At 44.4% G+C, this 18,496-nt stretch carries 19 protein-coding genes; 9 read left to right on the forward strand and 10 right to left on the reverse strand.

Annotated features, from left to right (window positions below):
- Positions 1–19: 19 nt before the first annotated feature.
- Positions 20–1,297: an O-acetylhomoserine aminocarboxypropyltransferase/cysteine synthase family protein gene (locus J4760_RS10615; RefSeq protein ID WP_237605673.1), complete on the forward strand. Its 1,278-nt coding sequence runs from the start codon at positions 20–22 to the stop codon at positions 1,295–1,297.
- Positions 1,297–2,211 carry a homoserine O-succinyltransferase gene (locus J4760_RS10620; protein ID WP_237605674.1) on the forward strand — a complete coding sequence of 305 codons (915 nt, stop codon included), beginning with the start codon at positions 1,297–1,299 and terminating at the stop codon, positions 2,209–2,211. Before J4760_RS10615 ends, J4760_RS10620 begins: the two co-directional genes overlap by 1 nt.
- A gap of 26 nt (positions 2,212–2,237) precedes the next feature.
- Here J4760_RS10620 and J4760_RS10625 read toward each other — a convergent pair whose 3' ends face one another.
- Both J4760_RS10625 and aroF read right to left on the reverse strand, forming a co-directional pair.
- Positions 2,238–2,531, reverse strand: a complete 294-nt coding sequence (locus J4760_RS10625) for a chorismate mutase (protein WP_145287805.1) — start codon at positions 2,529–2,531, stop codon at positions 2,238–2,240.
- A gap of 16 nt (positions 2,532–2,547) precedes the next feature.
- On the reverse strand, positions 2,548–3,585 hold the full coding sequence (gene aroF / locus J4760_RS10630) for a 3-deoxy-7-phosphoheptulonate synthase (protein ID WP_145287803.1): 1,038 nt from the start codon (positions 3,583–3,585) through the stop codon (positions 2,548–2,550).
- A 410-nt stretch (positions 3,586–3,995) separates the two neighbouring features.
- On the opposite strand from aroF, the gene J4760_RS10635 reads away from it, so the two are divergent.
- A complete protein-coding gene (locus tag J4760_RS10635; protein ID WP_237605675.1) occupies positions 3,996–4,862 on the forward strand; it encodes a prephenate dehydrogenase in 867 nt (288 codons plus the stop codon).
- A gap of 45 nt (positions 4,863–4,907) precedes the next feature.
- Here J4760_RS10635 and guaC read toward each other — a convergent pair whose 3' ends face one another.
- Positions 4,908–5,891 carry a GMP reductase gene (guaC, locus tag J4760_RS10640; RefSeq protein ID WP_255695414.1) on the reverse strand — a complete coding sequence of 328 codons (984 nt, stop codon included), beginning with the start codon at positions 5,889–5,891 and terminating at the stop codon, positions 4,908–4,910.
- Positions 5,892–6,110: 219 nt separating this feature from the next.
- Here guaC and argF point away from each other — a divergent pair, with 219 nt between their 5' ends.
- Genes argF through J4760_RS10655 form a run of 3 tightly spaced genes read left to right on the forward strand, consistent with a single transcriptional unit; the run spans position 6,111 to position 9,166 of the window.
- Positions 6,111–7,130, forward strand: a complete 1,020-nt coding sequence (gene argF / locus J4760_RS10645; RefSeq protein ID WP_237605676.1) for an ornithine carbamoyltransferase — start codon at positions 6,111–6,113, stop codon at positions 7,128–7,130.
- Between the two features lie 60 nt (positions 7,131–7,190).
- Positions 7,191–7,778 (forward strand): DsrE/DsrF/DrsH-like family protein, encoded by a 588-nt coding sequence (locus J4760_RS10650; RefSeq protein ID WP_237605677.1) that lies wholly within the window; start codon positions 7,191–7,193, stop codon positions 7,776–7,778.
- A gap of 26 nt (positions 7,779–7,804) precedes the next feature.
- Complete coding sequence (locus tag J4760_RS10655) at positions 7,805–9,166, forward strand: MBL fold metallo-hydrolase (RefSeq protein ID WP_237605678.1); 1,362 nt, start codon at positions 7,805–7,807, stop codon at positions 9,164–9,166.
- 72 nt (positions 9,167–9,238) lie between these two features.
- Here the strand turns inward: J4760_RS10655 and J4760_RS10660 are convergent, their stop codons facing one another.
- From J4760_RS10660 to J4760_RS10675, 4 genes are all read right to left on the reverse strand, one after another.
- Positions 9,239–9,784, reverse strand: coding sequence for a redoxin domain-containing protein (locus J4760_RS10660; RefSeq protein WP_237605679.1), 546 nt, complete (start codon positions 9,782–9,784; stop codon positions 9,239–9,241).
- The gene (locus tag J4760_RS10665) at positions 9,777–10,400 is read right to left on the reverse strand and encodes a hypothetical protein (RefSeq protein ID WP_237605680.1); all 624 of its coding nucleotides are present in this window, start codon (positions 10,398–10,400) and stop codon (positions 9,777–9,779) included. The genes J4760_RS10660 and J4760_RS10665 overlap by 8 nt, the downstream gene beginning before the upstream one ends.
- Before the next feature lie 90 nt (positions 10,401–10,490).
- Complete coding sequence (locus J4760_RS10670) at positions 10,491–11,324, reverse strand: SDR family NAD(P)-dependent oxidoreductase (protein WP_237605681.1); 834 nt, start codon at positions 11,322–11,324, stop codon at positions 10,491–10,493.
- Positions 11,325–11,354: 30 nt separating this feature from the next.
- The gene (locus tag J4760_RS10675) at positions 11,355–12,122 is read right to left on the reverse strand and encodes a hypothetical protein (RefSeq protein ID WP_237605682.1); all 768 of its coding nucleotides are present in this window, start codon (positions 12,120–12,122) and stop codon (positions 11,355–11,357) included.
- 569 nt (positions 12,123–12,691) lie between these two features.
- Here J4760_RS10675 and J4760_RS10680 point away from each other — a divergent pair.
- Positions 12,692–13,786: a PLP-dependent transferase gene (locus J4760_RS10680; protein WP_145287781.1), complete on the forward strand. Its 1,095-nt coding sequence runs from the start codon at positions 12,692–12,694 to the stop codon at positions 13,784–13,786.
- Positions 13,787–13,862: 76 nt separating this feature from the next.
- Positions 13,863–14,063, forward strand: a complete 201-nt coding sequence (locus J4760_RS10685; protein ID WP_237605683.1) for a PLP-dependent transferase — start codon at positions 13,863–13,865, stop codon at positions 14,061–14,063.
- Between the two features lie 274 nt (positions 14,064–14,337).
- Here the strand turns inward: J4760_RS10685 and J4760_RS10690 are convergent, their stop codons facing one another.
- The gene (locus J4760_RS10690) at positions 14,338–14,607 is read right to left on the reverse strand and encodes a glutaredoxin family protein (RefSeq protein ID WP_145287773.1); all 270 of its coding nucleotides are present in this window, start codon (positions 14,605–14,607) and stop codon (positions 14,338–14,340) included.
- A gap of 249 nt (positions 14,608–14,856) precedes the next feature.
- Positions 14,857–15,645 carry a pyrroline-5-carboxylate reductase gene (proC, locus tag J4760_RS10695; protein WP_237605684.1) on the reverse strand — a complete coding sequence of 263 codons (789 nt, stop codon included), beginning with the start codon at positions 15,643–15,645 and terminating at the stop codon, positions 14,857–14,859.
- 343 nt (positions 15,646–15,988) lie between these two features.
- Here proC and J4760_RS10700 point away from each other — a divergent pair, with 343 nt between their 5' ends.
- Positions 15,989–16,681 carry a DUF1048 domain-containing protein gene (locus J4760_RS10700; RefSeq protein ID WP_237605685.1) on the forward strand — a complete coding sequence of 231 codons (693 nt, stop codon included), beginning with the start codon at positions 15,989–15,991 and terminating at the stop codon, positions 16,679–16,681.
- A gap of 98 nt (positions 16,682–16,779) precedes the next feature.
- On the opposite strand, the gene mqo is transcribed toward J4760_RS10700, so the two are convergent.
- Positions 16,780–18,288: a malate dehydrogenase (quinone) gene (gene mqo / locus J4760_RS10705; protein ID WP_237605686.1), complete on the reverse strand. Its 1,509-nt coding sequence runs from the start codon at positions 18,286–18,288 to the stop codon at positions 16,780–16,782.
- Positions 18,289–18,496: the final 208 nt, after the last annotated feature.

Genomic DNA, 18,496 nt, shown 5'->3' on the forward strand with positions numbered 1-18,496 from the left:
ATACTTGGAGGAATGTAAAATGGCAGAAGATCACCGTTTCGAAACAAAACAGCTGCATGCTGGACAGGAAGTGGATGCTACTACGAACTCCCGAGCGCTCCCGATCTATCAGACGACATCCTATGTCTTCGATGACACCAAACATGCTGCAGAACTATTCGGTCTGCAGGATGTCGGCAATATATATACACGCATCATGAATCCAACTACAGCAGCGCTCGAAACCCGGGTAGCTGAACTTGAAGGTGGTGTAGCGGGCCTTGGTGTGGCTTCGGGTATGGCAGCCATCACCTATGCAATCCAGGCTGTAGCGAATAGTGGAGACCACATCGTTTCAACAACGAGCCTATATGGTGGTACACATACGCTGTTCACACATACCTTCAAGAAGTTCGGCATCGAAACTTCTCTTGTAGACACTAAAAATCCTGAAGATGTTTCACGTGAAATCAAAGATAATACGAAAGCCATTTTCATTGAAACCATCGGCAACCCGGAAGGAAACGTAGAAGATATACAAGCACTTGCCGATATTGCAGAGAAAAATGGCATTCCGCTGATTGTCGATAACACTTTTGCGACACCTTACCTGTGCAGGCCGATTGAACATGGGGCACATGTAGTGGTCCACTCGGCGACCAAGTTTCTTGGCGGACACGGTACCTCGATCGGTGGCGTAATTGTAGATGGCGGCAACTTCAATTGGGATAATGGCAAATTCCCCGGTCTGACCGAACCGGATGAATCCTATCATGGACTGGTTTTCACAGAAGCATTCGGTCCGGCGGCCTACGCATTCAAAATAAGAACGACGCTTCTCAGGGATACAGGGGCAGCACTGTCACCTTTCAATGCGTTTCTGCTGACACAAGGAATCGAAACGCTTTCCCTCCGCATGGAGAGACACGTGGAAAATGCAGAAAAAGTGGCTGCATTCCTCGAGAGCCACGATAAGGTGGAGTGGGTCGACTATGCGGGACTTGAGTCGAACAGATACTATGCACTCAAAGAAAAATATCTTCCGAAAGGCGCATCCTCCATATTCACCTTCGGTGTGAAAGGCGGCTATGAAGCCGGAAAGACTTTTATCGAATCTCTGGAGCTCTTCTCACTGCTCGCCAATGTGGGAGACGCCAAATCGCTTGTCATCCACCCTGCTTCCACAACGCACTCGCAGCTGAGTGAAGAGCAGCAGCTTACGGGTGGTGTGAAGCCGGAGACCATCCGACTGTCCGTTGGTCTTGAGCACATTGATGATATTCTGGATGATCTCAGGAAAGGGCTGGATGCAATCTAATGCCTATTAAAATTATAGAAGGTCTCCCTGTCAGGGAGCGTCTTCAGAAGGAAAATGTATACACCATAGAAGCGAAGCGGGCGCATACGCAGGATATACGTCCGCTCCGCATACTCATTTTAAATCTTATGCCTAAGAAGGAAGAGACCGAGCTTCATCTGTTGAGGCTGCTTGGAAACTCTCCATTACAGGTGGATATAGACTTTATGTACATGACTACACATCAAAGCAGGAACACGCCGACCAGCCACCTGCAAAAGTACTATCACACTCTGGACGAAGTGCACGACAGGCGTTATGATGGGATGATTGTCACGGGTGCACCTGTCGAAACATTGGACTTTGAACAGGTGAACTATATAGAAGAACTGCGTGAGATCGTCGAGTGGTCCGAGACACATGTGTTTTCCAGGTTTTTCATATGCTGGGGAGCGCAGTTTGCACTGAACCACTATTTCGGCATAGAGAAATCACTGCTCCCAAGCAAACTGTTCGGCATCTTCGACTACGACAATCTGATGCCGACCCATCCATTGATGAGAGGATTCGATGATACGTACCACGTACCTCAATCCCGACATACACAGGTGGACAGGATAGGCATCAAAAATGTCGAGACGATTGATATACTGTCGTCACATCCTACATTCGGACCGGATATACTATGTACTAAAGACCAGCGCAATCTGTTCATATTCGGTCATCTGGAGTATGAACGCAATACACTAAAAAACGAATACGACAGGGATTGCGAGGCCGGCCATGAAATTGCATTGCCCCATAACTACTTCCCGGAAGATGATCCTTCTGCTGATCCCGTGTTCAACTGGAAAAGCCATGGACATCTGCTGTTTGGCAACTGGATCAACGAAACATACCAGAACACCTATTATGATCTGTCGGAACTAGAATAGCCTGCGATATTATCGCAGGCTATTTCTTATATCTTATGGGAGACATTATAATTTTTTAAGTTTTCATGCTGTCGTTTTTTGGAGAGTGCCATGAGATGCCTGAAAAATGAGTCCGCATAGATCTCCAGACTTTGATCCTGCAGTCTTTCTACATTTCTACAAACGACTTGCTCTTCACGTGCTTCGTCAAATACCGGAATATTGTTCATCATTTTATATTCGGCAATATTCTCCGCAATCTGCATCCGTGCTTCAAACAGCGCAATAAGCTCTGCATCCAGTTCATCAATTCTGTGCCTCAATTTTTCATGTGTATTCATGGCCACCCCTCCTTATCTACTGCTGTACGATCTGTTTGCCGGTAGCAGTCTTCTTCTCGATATCAAGCAGCATGTTGATCGTCTGCATCAGTTCACCGAATTCATCCGGCGTCAGACACTGCTGACCATCGCTCCATGCATTTTCAGGTTCTTCATGTACTTCGATCTGCAGTCCGTTTGCCCCTGCCATCACAGCTGCCTTGGCCATGGATGGAATCAGATGTCTTACACCTGCAGCGTGGCTCGGGTCAACAACGATTGGAAGGTGGGACTCTTTCTGGATCACCGGCACTGCCTGGATATCCAGTGTATTTCTGGTTGCAGTCTCGAAAGTGCGGATACCACGCTCACAGAAGATGACGTTATCGTTTCCACCAGCCATGACGTATTCTGCAGACATCAACCATTCCTTCATTGTGGCCGACATGCCACGCTTCAATAGAACAGGCTTGTCCGTCTGTCCGATTGCCTTCAGCAGGTCGAAGTTCTGCATATTGCGCGCACCGACCTGGATGACATCCACCATCTCGACGAAATCATCGATGTAGTCTGTGGACATCAGTTCCGAAACAATCGGCAATCCTGTTTCCTCTTTGACTACGTTAAGGATGCGAAGACCTTCGAGTCCAAGGCCCTGGAAAGCGTATGGCGACGTTCTCGGCTTGAATGCGCCACCTCTGAATGTATTCGCACCTGCCGCTTTAAGCTTTTTGCCAAGTGCGACCATATCATCTTCATTTTCGACTGAACAAGGGCCTGCACATACCATGAAGTTCTCGGCACCTACTTTGACACCATCGATGTCTATTACGCTATCATCCTCATGAAACTGTCTATTTGCTTTCTTATATGGCGCTTGGATACGATGAACCCCCTCGACAATCCTGTATTTTGCGAAATCATTTTCCGTAACAACCGATGTATCACCAATCAGACCGATCACTGTCCGGTTCTTGCCGTCCGAGCGGTTGACTCCAAAACCTGCTCCCTCGATATTATTGACCAGTTCCTGAATTTCCTGTTCCTTGGCATCGTGCGCAACATGAATAATCATAATAAAACCTCCCAGTATATTTGTAAAAATAAAACCGCCACCTATTATATAAATAAGTGGCGGTAGTTTGAATAAAATGATATACCGAGCTCTAGCCACTTATTTATATAAATGGCTAGACATCACAAAATGCTTTAGCCATCACTGATACAAACAGAATTTGTTTTACGTTTGTACGCAATGATGATGGGTACAAACGGTATCAAAAATAGCTAAAGTAAAATCGATTATGTTGTTGTTGTCTGGTAAGTAACATATAATCGCCTCTTTTGAGATGTGTTGAAAGTCATTATAGACCCCTTATATGGCTTTGTCAATACAGAATTGTCAGAAAATCAGAAAATATGCGTTTGCTTTAAAAAACCAATATGTTTATACTACTCTAATATAATGAACGTGGAGGTAGAGTCATGAATATTACCATAGTTGGCCTTGGGAACATAGGTGGGTCGTTTGCCATGTCCTTGAAGGAGAACGCAGCAGAACACGATGTCTATGCGATTGATGTCGATAGCAATGCGTTGCGAAACGCTGAACAGGATGGCATCATTATCAAGGGATATACAGAACCCGAAGAAATATTGCCCAAGACTGATCTGATCATCTTCGCAGTCTACCCTCTCATTATGAAATCGCTGGTTGAAAAATATGGACCCTACCTGAAGGATGATGCTGTGCTGACTGATGTAACCGGTGTGAAGCGATCCATCATCGGACAGATTGAGCCCATTCTGCCGGAGCATGCAGATTTCATCTTTGGACATCCTATGGCCGGCAGGGAAAACAGAGGATTGAAATATGCGAGTGGCGAAGTGTTCAAAGGCGCAAACTATCTCTTTACGCTGACTGATAGAAACAAGGAATCGAACGTCCGGATGCTGTCTTCACTGGTCGAACGGATGGGCTTTAAAAATATTTCTGCAGTGAGCCCTGAGTTCCATGATGATGTCATCGGCTTCACGAGTCAGCTGACCCACGTCATTGCCCTCTCGCTCATAAACAGTGATGATGTAGAAAGAAGGACGAAGCAGTATACTGGTGACAGCTACAGGGATCTGACACGTATTACAAACATCAACGAGAACCTCTGGCCCGAACTGTTCATCATGAATAAGGACTATCTGCTCAATCATATCGACCGGTTCAAATCCCAGATGGATCTGCTCAAAGATGCCATTGAAGCAGAGGATATCGATACCATGAAGGAAATGATGGTCGAAGCGAGACGCAGGTATCATGATCTGCATGACCTGGAACTTCCCGAATCAAATGAATAGTGTACATAAAAAGAGCTCTTCACTTCTGTGAAGGGCTCTTTGCTTCTAATATACTTTATCTCCATTGAAGATTGAATTCTTGACCATGACGTAGTCGACAGTACGGATTGCTTCCAATGTACTTCCCCCTGCGTATGAAATGGAGGATTGCAGATCTTGTTCCATTTCATTGAGCGTATCGTTGAGTGGTCCTTTGTAGTCCACGAACATCTTCTTGCCTTCGACGTTCTTCTTCTCGCCTTTTTGGAATTCGGAAGCGGAACCGAAGTACTCCTTGTACTTCCTACCGTCACGTTCGACCGTTTCCCCCGGTGACTCCTCATGTCCTGCAAATAGTGAACCGATCATGACCATCGATGCACCGAAGCGGACTGATTTCGCGATGTCTCCGTGCGTTCTGATGCCACCATCCGCAATGATCGGCTTCGTTGCGGCTTTTGAACACCATCTGAGTGCCGCCAACTGCCAGCCGCCTGTACCGAATCCTGTTTTTATTTTCGTAATGCAGACTTTACCTGGGCCAATGCCGACCTTGGTTGCGTCCGCACCAGCGTGCTCCAGTTCACGGACCGCTTCAGGTGTACCGACGTTCCCTGCAATCAGAAATGTTTCAGGGAGCTGCTCCTTGATATACTGGATCATTCTGATGACGCTGTTGGAGTGTCCATGGGCGATATCGATCGTAATATAGTCAGGCACAAGTGCCTCCTCTTTCAATTCATCTACAAAAGCAAATTCTTCTTCTTTTACACCGACACTGATGGAAGCAATCAGATTTTTGTCTTTCATCGATCTGATGAAGTCCATGCGTGTTTCCGGCTGGAAGCGGTGCATGATGTAGAAGTAGCCTTCCTCAGCCAGTTTCAGGGCGATTGTGTCATCGATGATCGTCTGCATGTTTGCAGGTACTACAGGCAGTCTGAATGTATGTTTACCGAGAGTGACGGAAGTATCGCATTCTGCTCGGCTGTCCACTATGCATTTATTCGGAATTAACTGGATATCTTCGTAGTCAAATACATTTTCCATTATAAATTCTCCTTAAAATACGAATATTATTGTAACTGGTTAATTAATAAGTTCGCCATTCGGTAGTTTATGACATTTGAGGTCCAAAGTCAAGAGCATTGGATGCATCAGCTGAAAAATTAAGTTTTATAAATTTTTATGCATTATTTTAAATATTTATTTGATAATTATATATAAACATGTATAATTATGATTAATCAATTTTAGGGAGATGATGGTTTGGGCGCTGCTAGACAATTAAACCTGATCAATTTCTATGGCAAGAATTATCTAAAGGAATATGACTTCAATAAGCATCAGCTTGAAACACTGATAAACCTTGCAGAGGATCTCAAAACTAAAGAGAAGCACGGCATTCCTCACCGCTACATGAGCGGCAAACATATAGCGCTGATTTTTGAGAAGCAGTCCACACGTACACGCTCTGCTTTCACTGTAGCTGCAAGCAAGCTTGGTGCAAGCGTCGAATATTTAAGTAAAAATGATATGCAGCTCGGTGCCAAGGAATCCGTTGAAGATACTGCTAAAGTACTCGGTTCGATGTTCGATGGCATTGCATACAGAGGATTTGGACAGGAGACGGTAGAAGCACTCGGCGAATTCGCAGGTGTACCCGTCTGGAATGCACTGACGAATGAATGGCATCCGACTCAGATGCTTGCTGATTTTCTGACCATCAAGGAGTATCTCGGCACTTATCATGGCAAAACGGTCACCTTTGTTGGGGATGGCAGGAACAATGTTGCACATTCTCTGCTCGTCACAGGTGCCATCCTTGGTGTAAACATCAATATCGTTGCACCCGAGTCGCTGCAGCCGACACTGTCGGTCCAGAAGCTTGCCATGGATCTGCAGCACCAGTCGGGCAGCAAGTCCCTGATCACCTCAAATGTTGAAAAAGGGATCAAAGGCAGTGACGTCATCTATACGGATGTCTGGTGTTCGATGGGCGAGGAAGATGCACTTGAAGAACGTTATACTCTGCTTCATCCATATCAGGTGAATCAGGAGCTGGTAGATATGACCGGAAAAGACACACTCTTTCTCCATTGCCTGCCTGCTATACATGATACAACGACCGATGTCGGTCAGCTGGCTTATGAAAAGTTCGGTGTCGATGGTCTTGAAGTGACAGATGAAGTTTTCAGAAGCAGCTACTCCAGAGTATTCGAACAGGCTGAGAACCGCATGCACACAATCAAAGCACTGCTTGCTGCTACATGCGGCGATGTCCATTAGAAGAGCGACTATGACAGTCGCTTTTTTGTTGTTCATAATATACCTGCCGGGGTATTTGATATGTATTATAAGACTTTCTATAATGTCATTATATTAAAAGGTAAAGTCGTTGTTGCACTTCAGAAGAATGCACCACAGGCCAAGGCGAACATTGATGGCCATCAGGTCGTCGAAACGAAGGATGGAGCTACACTGGTCGTTTTCAGTGGTGACCTTGATAAGGCGCTTGCTTCTTTTGTCATTGCGACCGGGGCAAGAAGCATGGGGAAAGAAGTGACGATGTTCTTCACATTCTGGGGACTCAATATTATTAAAGATCCGAACGCCCCCAGGAAGAATAAAAAGGGTCTCGATAAAGTGTTCAGCATGATGATGCCAAAGTCCGCATCCAAACTGCCGATCTCCAAGATGAATATGTTCGGTATGGGATCCAGAATGATCCAGTACGTGATGAAGAATAAAAAGGTGGATGCCGTTACCGAAATGATCGAAAAGGCAGACAAGCTCGGTATCAAGATGATTGCCTGTACAATGAGCATGGACGTGATGTCTATAGACACAGATGAACTGCTCCCTCATGTAAACTTGGGAGGGGTTGGCACTTACCTTGGAGACGCTGAAAATGGTAATCTGAACTTGTTCATATAAATAATTGATAAAGGAGTGCATTACAAGTGTTTTTTAAACAATTCTACGATCAGAAGCTTTCCCAAACTTCATATATGGTTGCCTGTCAGAAAACAAAAGAGGCGATTATCATTGACCCTAAACGTGTTCTTGATGAATACGCAGATGTTGCAGAGTCACAAGGCTTCAATATTACGCAGGCGACGGAAACGCATATCCATGCAGACTTTGCATCCGGTCTAAGAGATGCCAACAGGCGTTTTGATGCCAAACTGTATGTATCTGATGAGGGTGATGAAAATTGGAAGTACAGCAATATGCCTGAAGAGACCGAATATCTTAAGGATGGAGATGTCATCAAGGTCGGCAGTGTTGAGCTTGAAGTCATCCATACACCGGGACATACTCCTGAAAGCGTCTCATTCGTCCTTACCGATCGCGGTGCAGGCAGCGTTGAGCCGATGGGCATGTTCACTGGAGACTTTCTATTTGTAGGTGACATCGGTCGTCCGGATCTGCTTGAAGAAGCAGCAAACATGGAAGGTACGACTGAAGAAGGTGCCGATGCCATGTTTGATTCTCTGAAAAAACTTGGTGCCTACCCGGGCTTCATGCAAGTATGGCCAGGCCACGGTGCAGGCAGTGCATGCGGCAAGTCACTCGGCGCAGTACCCCTTTCAACATTGGGATATGAACGGAAAAACAACTGGGTGTTCAAATATGAAGACAAGGAAGCTTTCATTCAGGAGCTGACAAGTGATCAGCCGGAACCACCAAGCTACTTTGCCCAGATGAAAAAGGTCAACAGGGACGGCTTACCCGAGTTCAAATTGAAAGCGGTTGAAGTCGGCACTCCCGAAACACTTCCAGGTCAGATATTTGATCTGAGAAGCAAAGAGGATTTCAAGAAAGGATTCAAAAGAGGCGCCATAAATGTACCCTACAACAGCAAGTTTCTTCAATTTGCCGGATGGTACATTGATTATGATGCACCAATGACAGTGATTGCCCATCCTGAAGACAGCAAAGTATTACAGGAAGAGCTGGCTTCCATAGGATTTGATGATCTGCAGCTGATCGTTCCTCTGGAAGAGGCAGATAAATACTATGATGATGCCTATGATAATATTTCACCTGAATCGCTTGTGCAGGATCGTGACACTAGAAATATTCTGGATGTAAGATCCACTTCCGAATACAAATCAGGAAATCTCGACAATGCCCATCATATCCACTTCGGTCACCTGGACGATAAGGAATTGCCTTTTGGCAAAGAGGAGACAGTATACGTACATTGCCAATCCGGGGTCCGCTCCGCAATTGCAATGAGTGTGCTCAAAGCGCGTGGATTTGAAAATGTAGTCAATATTGAAAATGGCTATATCGGTATTAAAAAAGCTATGAACTGATTAGCGTTTACTACTATTCATATCGATACCATAAACATAAAGACATCCGGTTCAGATCTGAACTGGATGTCTTTATTTCATTTGATCAAATGTACTGTCAATCGACTGCTCTGTCATCGGACCTGTAAACTTGAACCTTATATAACCTTCCGAATCAATAAAGTATGAAGTAGGAACAGATCTGACCTGATATGTATCAGTGACCAATCCTTCCTCATCCAGCAATACAGGAAAATTCAGATCATAATCCTCATGGAAATCCAATATATCCTGCATGCTGCTCTCCTGGTGCGTCATATTGACAGCAAGGATTTCATAATCATTATGCATCTCGTAATAATTGACCATATGAGGCATTTCAGCTTTACATGGTGGACACCATGAAGCCCAGAAGTTCAGCATCACCGGCTGATTCACATCACTTAGACTGACCGCTTCACCGCTCGTCGAAGATAGTGTGAAGTCCGGCGCTCTAGATTCAATATCAAGTCCCGTTTCAGGATTGGACTCAAGTGCTTCGCTCGTCGCCACGCCACCTGAAAATGATTGATATAAAGCGACTGCAACTGCCCCCGTCAATATCGTTATGATGACTGCATGTCTGATGAATCTATTCATCTTCGGTATCCTTTGAAGTGACGGCTATCAGATAGATCAAGCTGAGTAGGATCCACCACTGTATAATGCTCAAGGTGAGCATCTCAATACCGCTGTATACAAAGAAACGAGCAATCAAATGCATAATGAGTATCGCTACGGTTACTGCGAATATCACTCTGAAGCGACGCCATAGGAAGTAGATTGATATGAGTGCAGCGAGCGTTATAACGGCAAGAGCAGTATAATGCCACTGCATAAGGGATCTGATTTCCAGTATGCCATAGAAAGCAAGAAAAGAGACTGAAAAAATGCAGAATGCCTCTACATAGAATAATCCTTTCGATACGTAGAATAGATAGATGAACGCTATCACCATACCAATCAGAAGACCGGGTGCACCCCCGTCAAAGTATAGTACACCCAATGGATTATTAATGAATTCCGTCCAGCTGAATACGATGTATGTAAGTTTATAGACTAAAAATAGTATGATGAGTCCATTGGTCCATCTATTGAACAGTTCACGCTTCTCATCAGAATCCCATAGCATCAGATAGCTGACAATCAATGAAAGTAATATTGCCATGTAGATAGAAGGTAGCGAAAAATTCCCGATTGTAAAAGTTTCAAACATGCTATCATTCCAATTCAAATAAATTTAATAATACTTATAATGATGACATGTATATCCACTCGATGAAAGCTTCCTGCTTCTTGAAAATGACTACGGATGCTGGCGCATTCTTCTGATCACCTGCTTTACGACTGAATCATACAATACCGGCGGCAGAACTTTGCTTGCAAAGTTCAGCGCTAAAGAACCCGAAGTCGTACGATAGACCGGTTTTACCCGCTGATCAGTCAGAGCCTTCACCATGATATCCCTTGTCCGCTCAACACCAGGCGCCCGATCAAATGCACTCAGCATGAAAGCCTTCACTTGTTCCATCTGGCCATGGTAATCCGACCCTTCAACCGCCATATAGTTCTCATCCATAGCTACCTGGCCGAAAGCAGTCTTGACGATGCCCGGTTCCACCATGACCACTTCAATTCCCAGACCTTGCACTTCCTGCCTTAGAGCTGTACCGATTGCCCTGATACTATGCTTTGTCGCAGCATAGTATCCCATGCCGGCACTTGAAACATGTGCCGCTGAAGAGCTGGTGACCACTATGCGTCCTGCCCCCTGCTGACGCATGGCCGGCAGCACATTGCGTATCGTCTCCACCGCACCGAAGACGTTGACTTCAAACTGGCGTCTGACTGCATTCTCGGGAACTTCCTCGATTGCGCCGTACACACCAAAACCAGCATTTACCAGAACTGCATCAATCGTGCCGAACGCATCTTGAATGGAAGAGCGCACCTCCGCCACCTGATCACTTTTTGTAACATCCACCGGGAAGGCGTGCGCCCCCTGCCTGACAAGTATATCGAGCAGGTGGGCCCTTCTGGCACTCACACAGATGATATGTTCAGTCTCTTTTAATAGTTTCATGGCCACTGCCATACCGAATCCACTTGATGCACCTGTAATCCATATCACTTTCGGCATATTAAAACCCCAGTCCTGTAAAAATGGCGCCTACTTCTTGAACATGCTGAACAGCTTGCTGAAGTATCCTCCTTTTTCTTCAGTATCCTGCTTTGAGGATTCATCAGCCTGTGTTTCTTCTTCCTTCCGATCATCTTCCTGTTCCTGATCGGCATAGCTGTTCATATCAATATTGGATGCTTTACCTGATTGATTTTCCGATTCATGTGCCGCCGTCTCATCCTCAGTTTCATCTTCAGTCGCGACCTCTGCAGGCATCGGCTCTTCATACGCTGCATCTTCATAGGTGCTATCGGCAGAACCATTTGAAGTGATGGCATCTGAACGCTGCGCCTCATCACCACTGCCACTATACTGCAGAGAAAGCGTCTGGGAATACTTCCCGTACTCATCAAGCTTCTCGACAAGCCTATGTACATTATCCTTAAGCTCCCTGTTTTCCTGCTGCATTGTCTCAAGCTTATCCATAACAACACCGAGCATATGGTTTATATCGTTATTAGTAACGCTTGCAGGTGTGTTTTGAGACTTTTCGGTAACGATATTCGGCACTTTTTCTATGATTTCATCGGCCGCAGTTTCCAACGTATATCCAGGTTGTTTTGCAAGCCTGATGAATTCCTTCATCACTGCCACGTCCCCTTGTGAGAACAGTCTTCTATTATGTTCATCTTTGGCGACTTCGTAGTTTCTATCTTCCAGCAACCTTACATATTTACGGACATTCTGATCCGATAGTTCAACCTTATCCTTCATCTGAGCCGTTGTATAATACACTGTCTGGTTCATTTCTTTCATAATTGATCCTTCTCCCATAAATATAGTTACCATTATTATAACATTATATTCATTGCTGTCCATGATATACTTTTATGCACCATTTTTTATTTCATACTGCATTGATATCGATGGTGCTATATGCGTTATAGAATAGAATAAATACTTACATATAAGTATTTCTGATGATATTTAAGCGTTATTTAATAAAGTTTCATCGTATTGTGATAGAGATGAAATATTTGATTGTGCTAAAGCCATGTCCGCTCTCCATATCGACATGACCAGTAATGTTTTCCATCATATTCCTACTATCTACAAGCATCAGACAATGAGATTGACTTTGTCGCAATAAATTTGTATATTGGTCTAAATAAATAATTTAATATAGGCGATGATAGCTTGAGTTTTCACTGAATAGATAAAAGCATTTCAGGTTTACAGAAACTCAGCATTACATACTGGATGAAGTGTAAGCTGTAATGAATCCACCATAGGTGGCATGTCATGGGTTTTGGCTTTCGTCCTTCCGGCAGACAAATTCTGCGGATGGATGGAAGCTTTTTATTTACACATTAAGGAGGAACACTATGGAAACGAAATTAGCACAGATTGGGATGTCAAAAGATATTACGGGAGCGACAACGAGCCCGATATATACAGCAAGTGCCTATAAGCACGAGAAGCTCGGCATGTCGACCGGATTCGACTACACAAGAACCAAAAATCCGACACGGTCACACTTTGAAGAAGCTTTTGCAGACCTGGAACAGGGCAGCCATGCTTTTGCTACATCGAGTGGCATGGCAGCAATACAGCTCGTATGCAACCTGTTCAAACCTGGAGACGAAGTGCTGGTCAGTTTTGATCTCTATGGGGGCACATTCAGGATATTTGAATTTTATGAAGAGCAATATGGCATCAAGTTCATCTACGTCGATTTTGATGATATTGAAGATGTTAAAACACATATGAATGCCGCTACAAAAGCTTTCTTCATTGAACCGATTACAAATCCGTCAATGATTGAAGTTGCACTTGCACCAATCTACAGACTGGCCAGAGAACGTGACATCATGACAATCATCGATAATACATTCCTGACCCCCTTCTACTACAAGCCGCTTGCTGAAGGTGCAGATATCGTCCTTCACTCGGCTACAAAGTACATCGGCGGTCATAATGATGTACTTGCCGGTGTAGTGACAGTAAAGGATGAAGCGCTCGGCAATACACTATCGATGCACCATAACATGATTGGTGCCACTCTCTCACCTTTCGACGGCTATCTGCTGCTGAGAGGACTGAAGACATTGCATCTGAGGATGGAAAGATCGACCGAAAATGCACAAGCACTCTCCGAGTATTTTTCAGATCATGAAGCAATTGACGAGGTGCTCTATTCGGGACGTACCGGCATGATGAGTCTGAGACTGCATGAAGACTACGACGTCGGCGCGCTGCTTGAGAATATGGAAGTATGTACTTTTGCAGAGAGCCTGGGCGGTACTGAGACTTTCGTCACTTTCCCGTTCACTCAGACACATGCCGACATGCCGGATGACGAAAGAATCAAACGCGGCATAGACGAGCAGCTGATCAGACTGTCAGTAGGTATAGAGAATATTGAAGACATTAAAATAGATTTAATACAGGCGCTTGCCAAAGCGAAGAGAGGCGCATAAGATGCGCTATTCCAAAGAGGCCGATATGATCATCGATAGCAGACTCCGTCCGAGTCTCGATTCGTAAGAGGGATACTTGTACGTCCGCCACGCAAAGCCGAATACGGAAAAGCTCGAAGAAAAACTTGCCGGACTGGAGCATGGCAAGTTCGCATTTGCTTTCAACTCCGGCATTACTGCAATCAGTGCTGCACTTATGACGGTTCCACCCGGCGGCTATATCATAATGCCGTGTGATATGTATGGCGATATGTACCCGCTTGTAAAACGGCACTGAAGCACTTTGGATGCAGTTTGCTTCTATAGGCCAGAGCAATATCGATAACGTTGCAGAAGACAGAGTTTATCTGAAAAAAGGAATTACAGATGACCTCTTCAGGCTCTCTGTCGGCATTCTAGATGTTTCTAGATCTGATATCCAGTCTAGAACATGGTTTAAAAAATATATAGGCGTTGCGACTGTCTGCTCAACCGAGGGACAGTCGTTTTTTATGCATTATTTTCAGTTTCCAACAAACACTGGGCTATAGGTCATCAATGAGTCGGTTCGGCTAGTTTGACATTCTATAGTGCCTGAGTGTCTTCTCAAGCTTGGATATGCCCATTCCTGTAACAGCATCGAACCTTTTACCGAAACCGATCTCCACCACCGGCACATGATCCACGTCATATTTGATCAGAAGCACTTCCCTTAATGCCTCATTCCCCGTAACGTCTATAGTTCTAAACTCGAAACCGTTCTCCGTCAAGTAGCGCTTCACTTCTTCACAATACGGACAGTCCTGTTCTTCCCAGACGACAACGTTCACTTTTTTATTCATTCGGATTCTCCTTTTCTATTCATATTCTTATATGCATGCCATTCTTCATGTTGAGCAGTCGGACCAATGCGTTATATCGGCAATATATACCCAGATTCCGAAGAACAGCAATATCAGCAGATGATTCAAAGTCCAGGGCCTGCACCAATATGAAGACTCGGTGATTAGTAACATATTATAATGATATGATTTAAAAAAGTAAATAGTATCTTTTAGGAGAAAACGTAAAATAGCAGAACTAAAGTTCTGCTATTTGCCGTTTGCATTATTTATCGCTTTCATCGCCTGGATGATACTATTCCTGAAGCCTTGATTCTCAAGTTCCATTACACCTTGTATTGTAGAACCACCTGAAGTGGTGATCTGATCCTTCAGAACTGCTGGATGGGCCTCTGTTTCCAATACGAGTCTACCAGCGCCTATAATTGCCTGAGCAGCAAGCTTGTAGGCCTGCTGACGTGGAAAACCGACGCTGACTGCCTGATCTGCCATAGCTTCGATCATAAGGAAGCCATAGGTTGGAGAAGAGCCCGTGAGTGCAGGTGTGTATTTCATCAAAGATTCCTCTACCCAGGCTACTGTTCCGACTCTACTGAATATATCATCAGTCAACTGCCGGTCTGTCTCTGAGAGGTGATCATTTGCAGACATGATCATTACACCTTCCTGTACTGATACGGCAATGTTAGGCATATTGCGAATAATTTTTCTATCCGGTAATATCGTTTCCATTTCGGAGATGGTGACGCCTGCGGCAATGGAAATATGAACTGAATCTTTTCTTGTATGCTCCTTGACTTCACTGAATACGCCCAGTATCTGATCGGAACTGACTCCATTGACGATGATGTCGCATTCAGACAGTCTGCTATAGTCCGTGCTGACTTCCACTCCTTTGTCTGCACTGAATTTCTCAAGTTTGTTCAGATTTCTGCCTGTAACAAGGATGTTCTGCTGCATTTCGGAATCTTTCAGCAGTCCCTTCACGATGTGATTGACCATTTTACCTGCACCGATGAATCCCAGTTTATACTTCATAGATCAGCCTCCTCGGTTTTACTGAATATCTTAGCATGTATTGCTGCACAACTGTTTATGATTTGTATAAAACTTTCCAAATGATATAATAATCCTCAAATGAACGCGTTAATTCTACATTATTTCAGAAAGGGCTGTAACCATGAATGTTTTCTTCATCCTGTTTCTCATCACACCCATACTTGCGTTTATAAGTATATTTCTGATCACCGACAGCCTTGTCAGCGCCATTATAGCACTACTCATCATCGACGTTATTTTTACCACTCTCTTCATAATCCGAAGACGGAGGAACACTCATTAGCCCTCAGGCATCATACTACATGAAAGAAGGGGTTTAAGAATGACGAAAACAGAAAAAGATTTCCGTAAGCAGAATTACAGGCTGCGCGAAAAATTGGATCCACGCTATAAGAGAGCATATGAAGAGATTCAGACATATGTCCGGGTAAACACTATTGCTCGAGACCAGGAAACAGAAGTAGCGGTCCATGCATTGCTGAAGCAGATCATACAGGCACAGAGGGAAGGCAAGAGTATGGAAGCAGTGACTGGAGAAGATCATAAGGCTTTTGCAGAGGATCTTATCAAGGAACTTCCGAAGAGGAATGTATTGAAGTTTGCTGGTATTCTTGCTGTAATACTTGTAGGACTGAATCTCATATTCGACTATACGATTGAAATGCTCTTCCGGCTGATTGACAGTGCGCCTTTCACAACCACTATGAGAATACCATCATTCATCATGGAGATGATCATCACTGCCGGGTTCGGAATGGCCTTCATATATCTCATATTCTATGTGTATCGTCAGATCGCTTTCAGACGGTGGTCATTCTGGAAGGAATATGGGTTGTATCTTCTCGTAGGTGTCGGCCTTTTTCTACTTTATCTCATCCTCAACTATATTGTATCCACCATCGATACAGGTCCTTCCTTTGAAGTGAATATGTTTTTACTTATATTGCTGGGCATAGTGCTGATAGTAGCTGGAATCATGGTTTTCATCAGAAGAAATAACGCTTACCGTTACTAAATTTCATAACGCATGGCGTTATATAAAAGTTCGTTCAGCTTTATGTACAATGTATTGATATGAAAAATCCTGCAATGATCTCCATTGCAGGATTTTTTTCAACTGAGCAGAGCGCCTTCTTCCTGTGGTTTCAGGTTAAGCCTTTTCGATACTGTCTCATATATCTCTTTGAACTTATCGGGCTGTTCTGAGAGATTGATGCCATAGGAAGGAATCATTTCTTTGATCTTATCTTCCCATTCATGAAATTCCTGAGGGAAGCATCGCTTCATGACATCGAGCATGACATCGACGGAAACGGAGGCACCTGGAGAGGCACCGAGCAGGGCAGCAACGGAACCATCTTCAGAAGTAATGACTTCCGTACCGAACTGAAGCGTACCTTTTCCCCCTTTTTCAGTGTCCTTGATGACCTGGACACGCTGGCCGGCCACTACAATATCCCAATCTTCACTCTGCGCGGAAGGAATGAACGCTCTTAGATCATTCATCTTCTCTTCATTCGACTGCATCACCTGCTGGATGAGGTACTTTGTCAGTCCCATTTCTTTTGCACCAGCAGAAAGCATGGTGAACATGTTATTCGGTTTAACAGAACCGAACAGGTCAAAGTATGAGCCGGTCTTAAGGAATTTTGGTGAAAATCCGGCAAATGGTCCAAACAACAGTGATTTCTTTCCGTCAATGTACCGTGTATCCAAGTGAGGCACAGACATTGGTGGGGCGCCGACCTTGGCTTTGCCATACACTTTTGCATTATGCTTTTCTACAATTTCAGGATTCTGGCAGACCATGAACATACCGCTCACAGGAAATCCGCCAATCTTTTTTGATTCGGGTATATCTGTCTTTTGAAGCAGGGGTAGACTGCCGCCGCCTGCGCCGATGAAGATGAACCTGGATGTATGATATTCAATACCGCCTGTCTTCAAATCCTTGACTTTGACTTGCCAGCCGCCGCCTTCAGTCCTTCGGATGTCTTCCACCTCGTGGCCGAGATTAAGCGATACCCCTTTGTCTTCAAGCAGTGAAAACAGCTTGCGTGTCAGATTTCCAAAATTGATATCCGTACCAGTTTCAATACGTGTCGCAGCAATCGGTTCTTCAGTCTGCCGATTCTGCATCATCAAAGGAATCCATTCTTTCAGCGTCTCAATATCATCAGTGAATTCCATGCCTTCGAATAAAGGATTTTCAGTTAGCGCTTCCACACGTCTCTGTAGAAAATCGACATTCCTCTCTCCTTCTACGAAACTGAGATGCGGCACAGGCATGATGAAATCCTCCGGTTTCTCGATCATGCCTTTTTCGACAAGATGAGACCAGAACTGCTTGGATAGCTGAAATTGTTCATTGATGCGGATTGCTTTCGTAATATCCAATGAACCATCCGTCTTTTCCGGTGTATAGTTCAGCTCGCATAAGGCAGAGTGACCCGTTCCTGCATTATTCCAGGCGTCCGAGCTTTCCTGTGCCGGTGCTTCGAGCTTTTCAAATACTTCAATGTTCCATTCTGGCTTGACTTCCTTAAGGAGCGTTCCCAGCGTAGCGCTCATGATTCCGCTCCCAATAAGAATGACGTCGGTGTTATTCATTACATTTTTCATAGTAACTTCAAGACTCCTTATCAAAATTCAAATATATGGATGCCCCCAGTCAAGTGATCATAAATATGCCAGGTGCATCCTGATCCATTGATACTGCCATCCATTCATGAGATGGTATATAATGAATAATCAGTTGTAAAACTATTGGTTATTATCTGTTAATTATACTCTTTTTTATTTATATGTAAAAGGGTTTCAAGACTGTATC

Origin of the sequence: Salinicoccus sp. ID82-1, assembly GCF_021991715.1 — a bacterium.
In the GTDB taxonomy this organism is placed as follows: Bacteria; Bacillota; Bacilli; order Staphylococcales; family Salinicoccaceae; genus Salinicoccus; species Salinicoccus cyprini.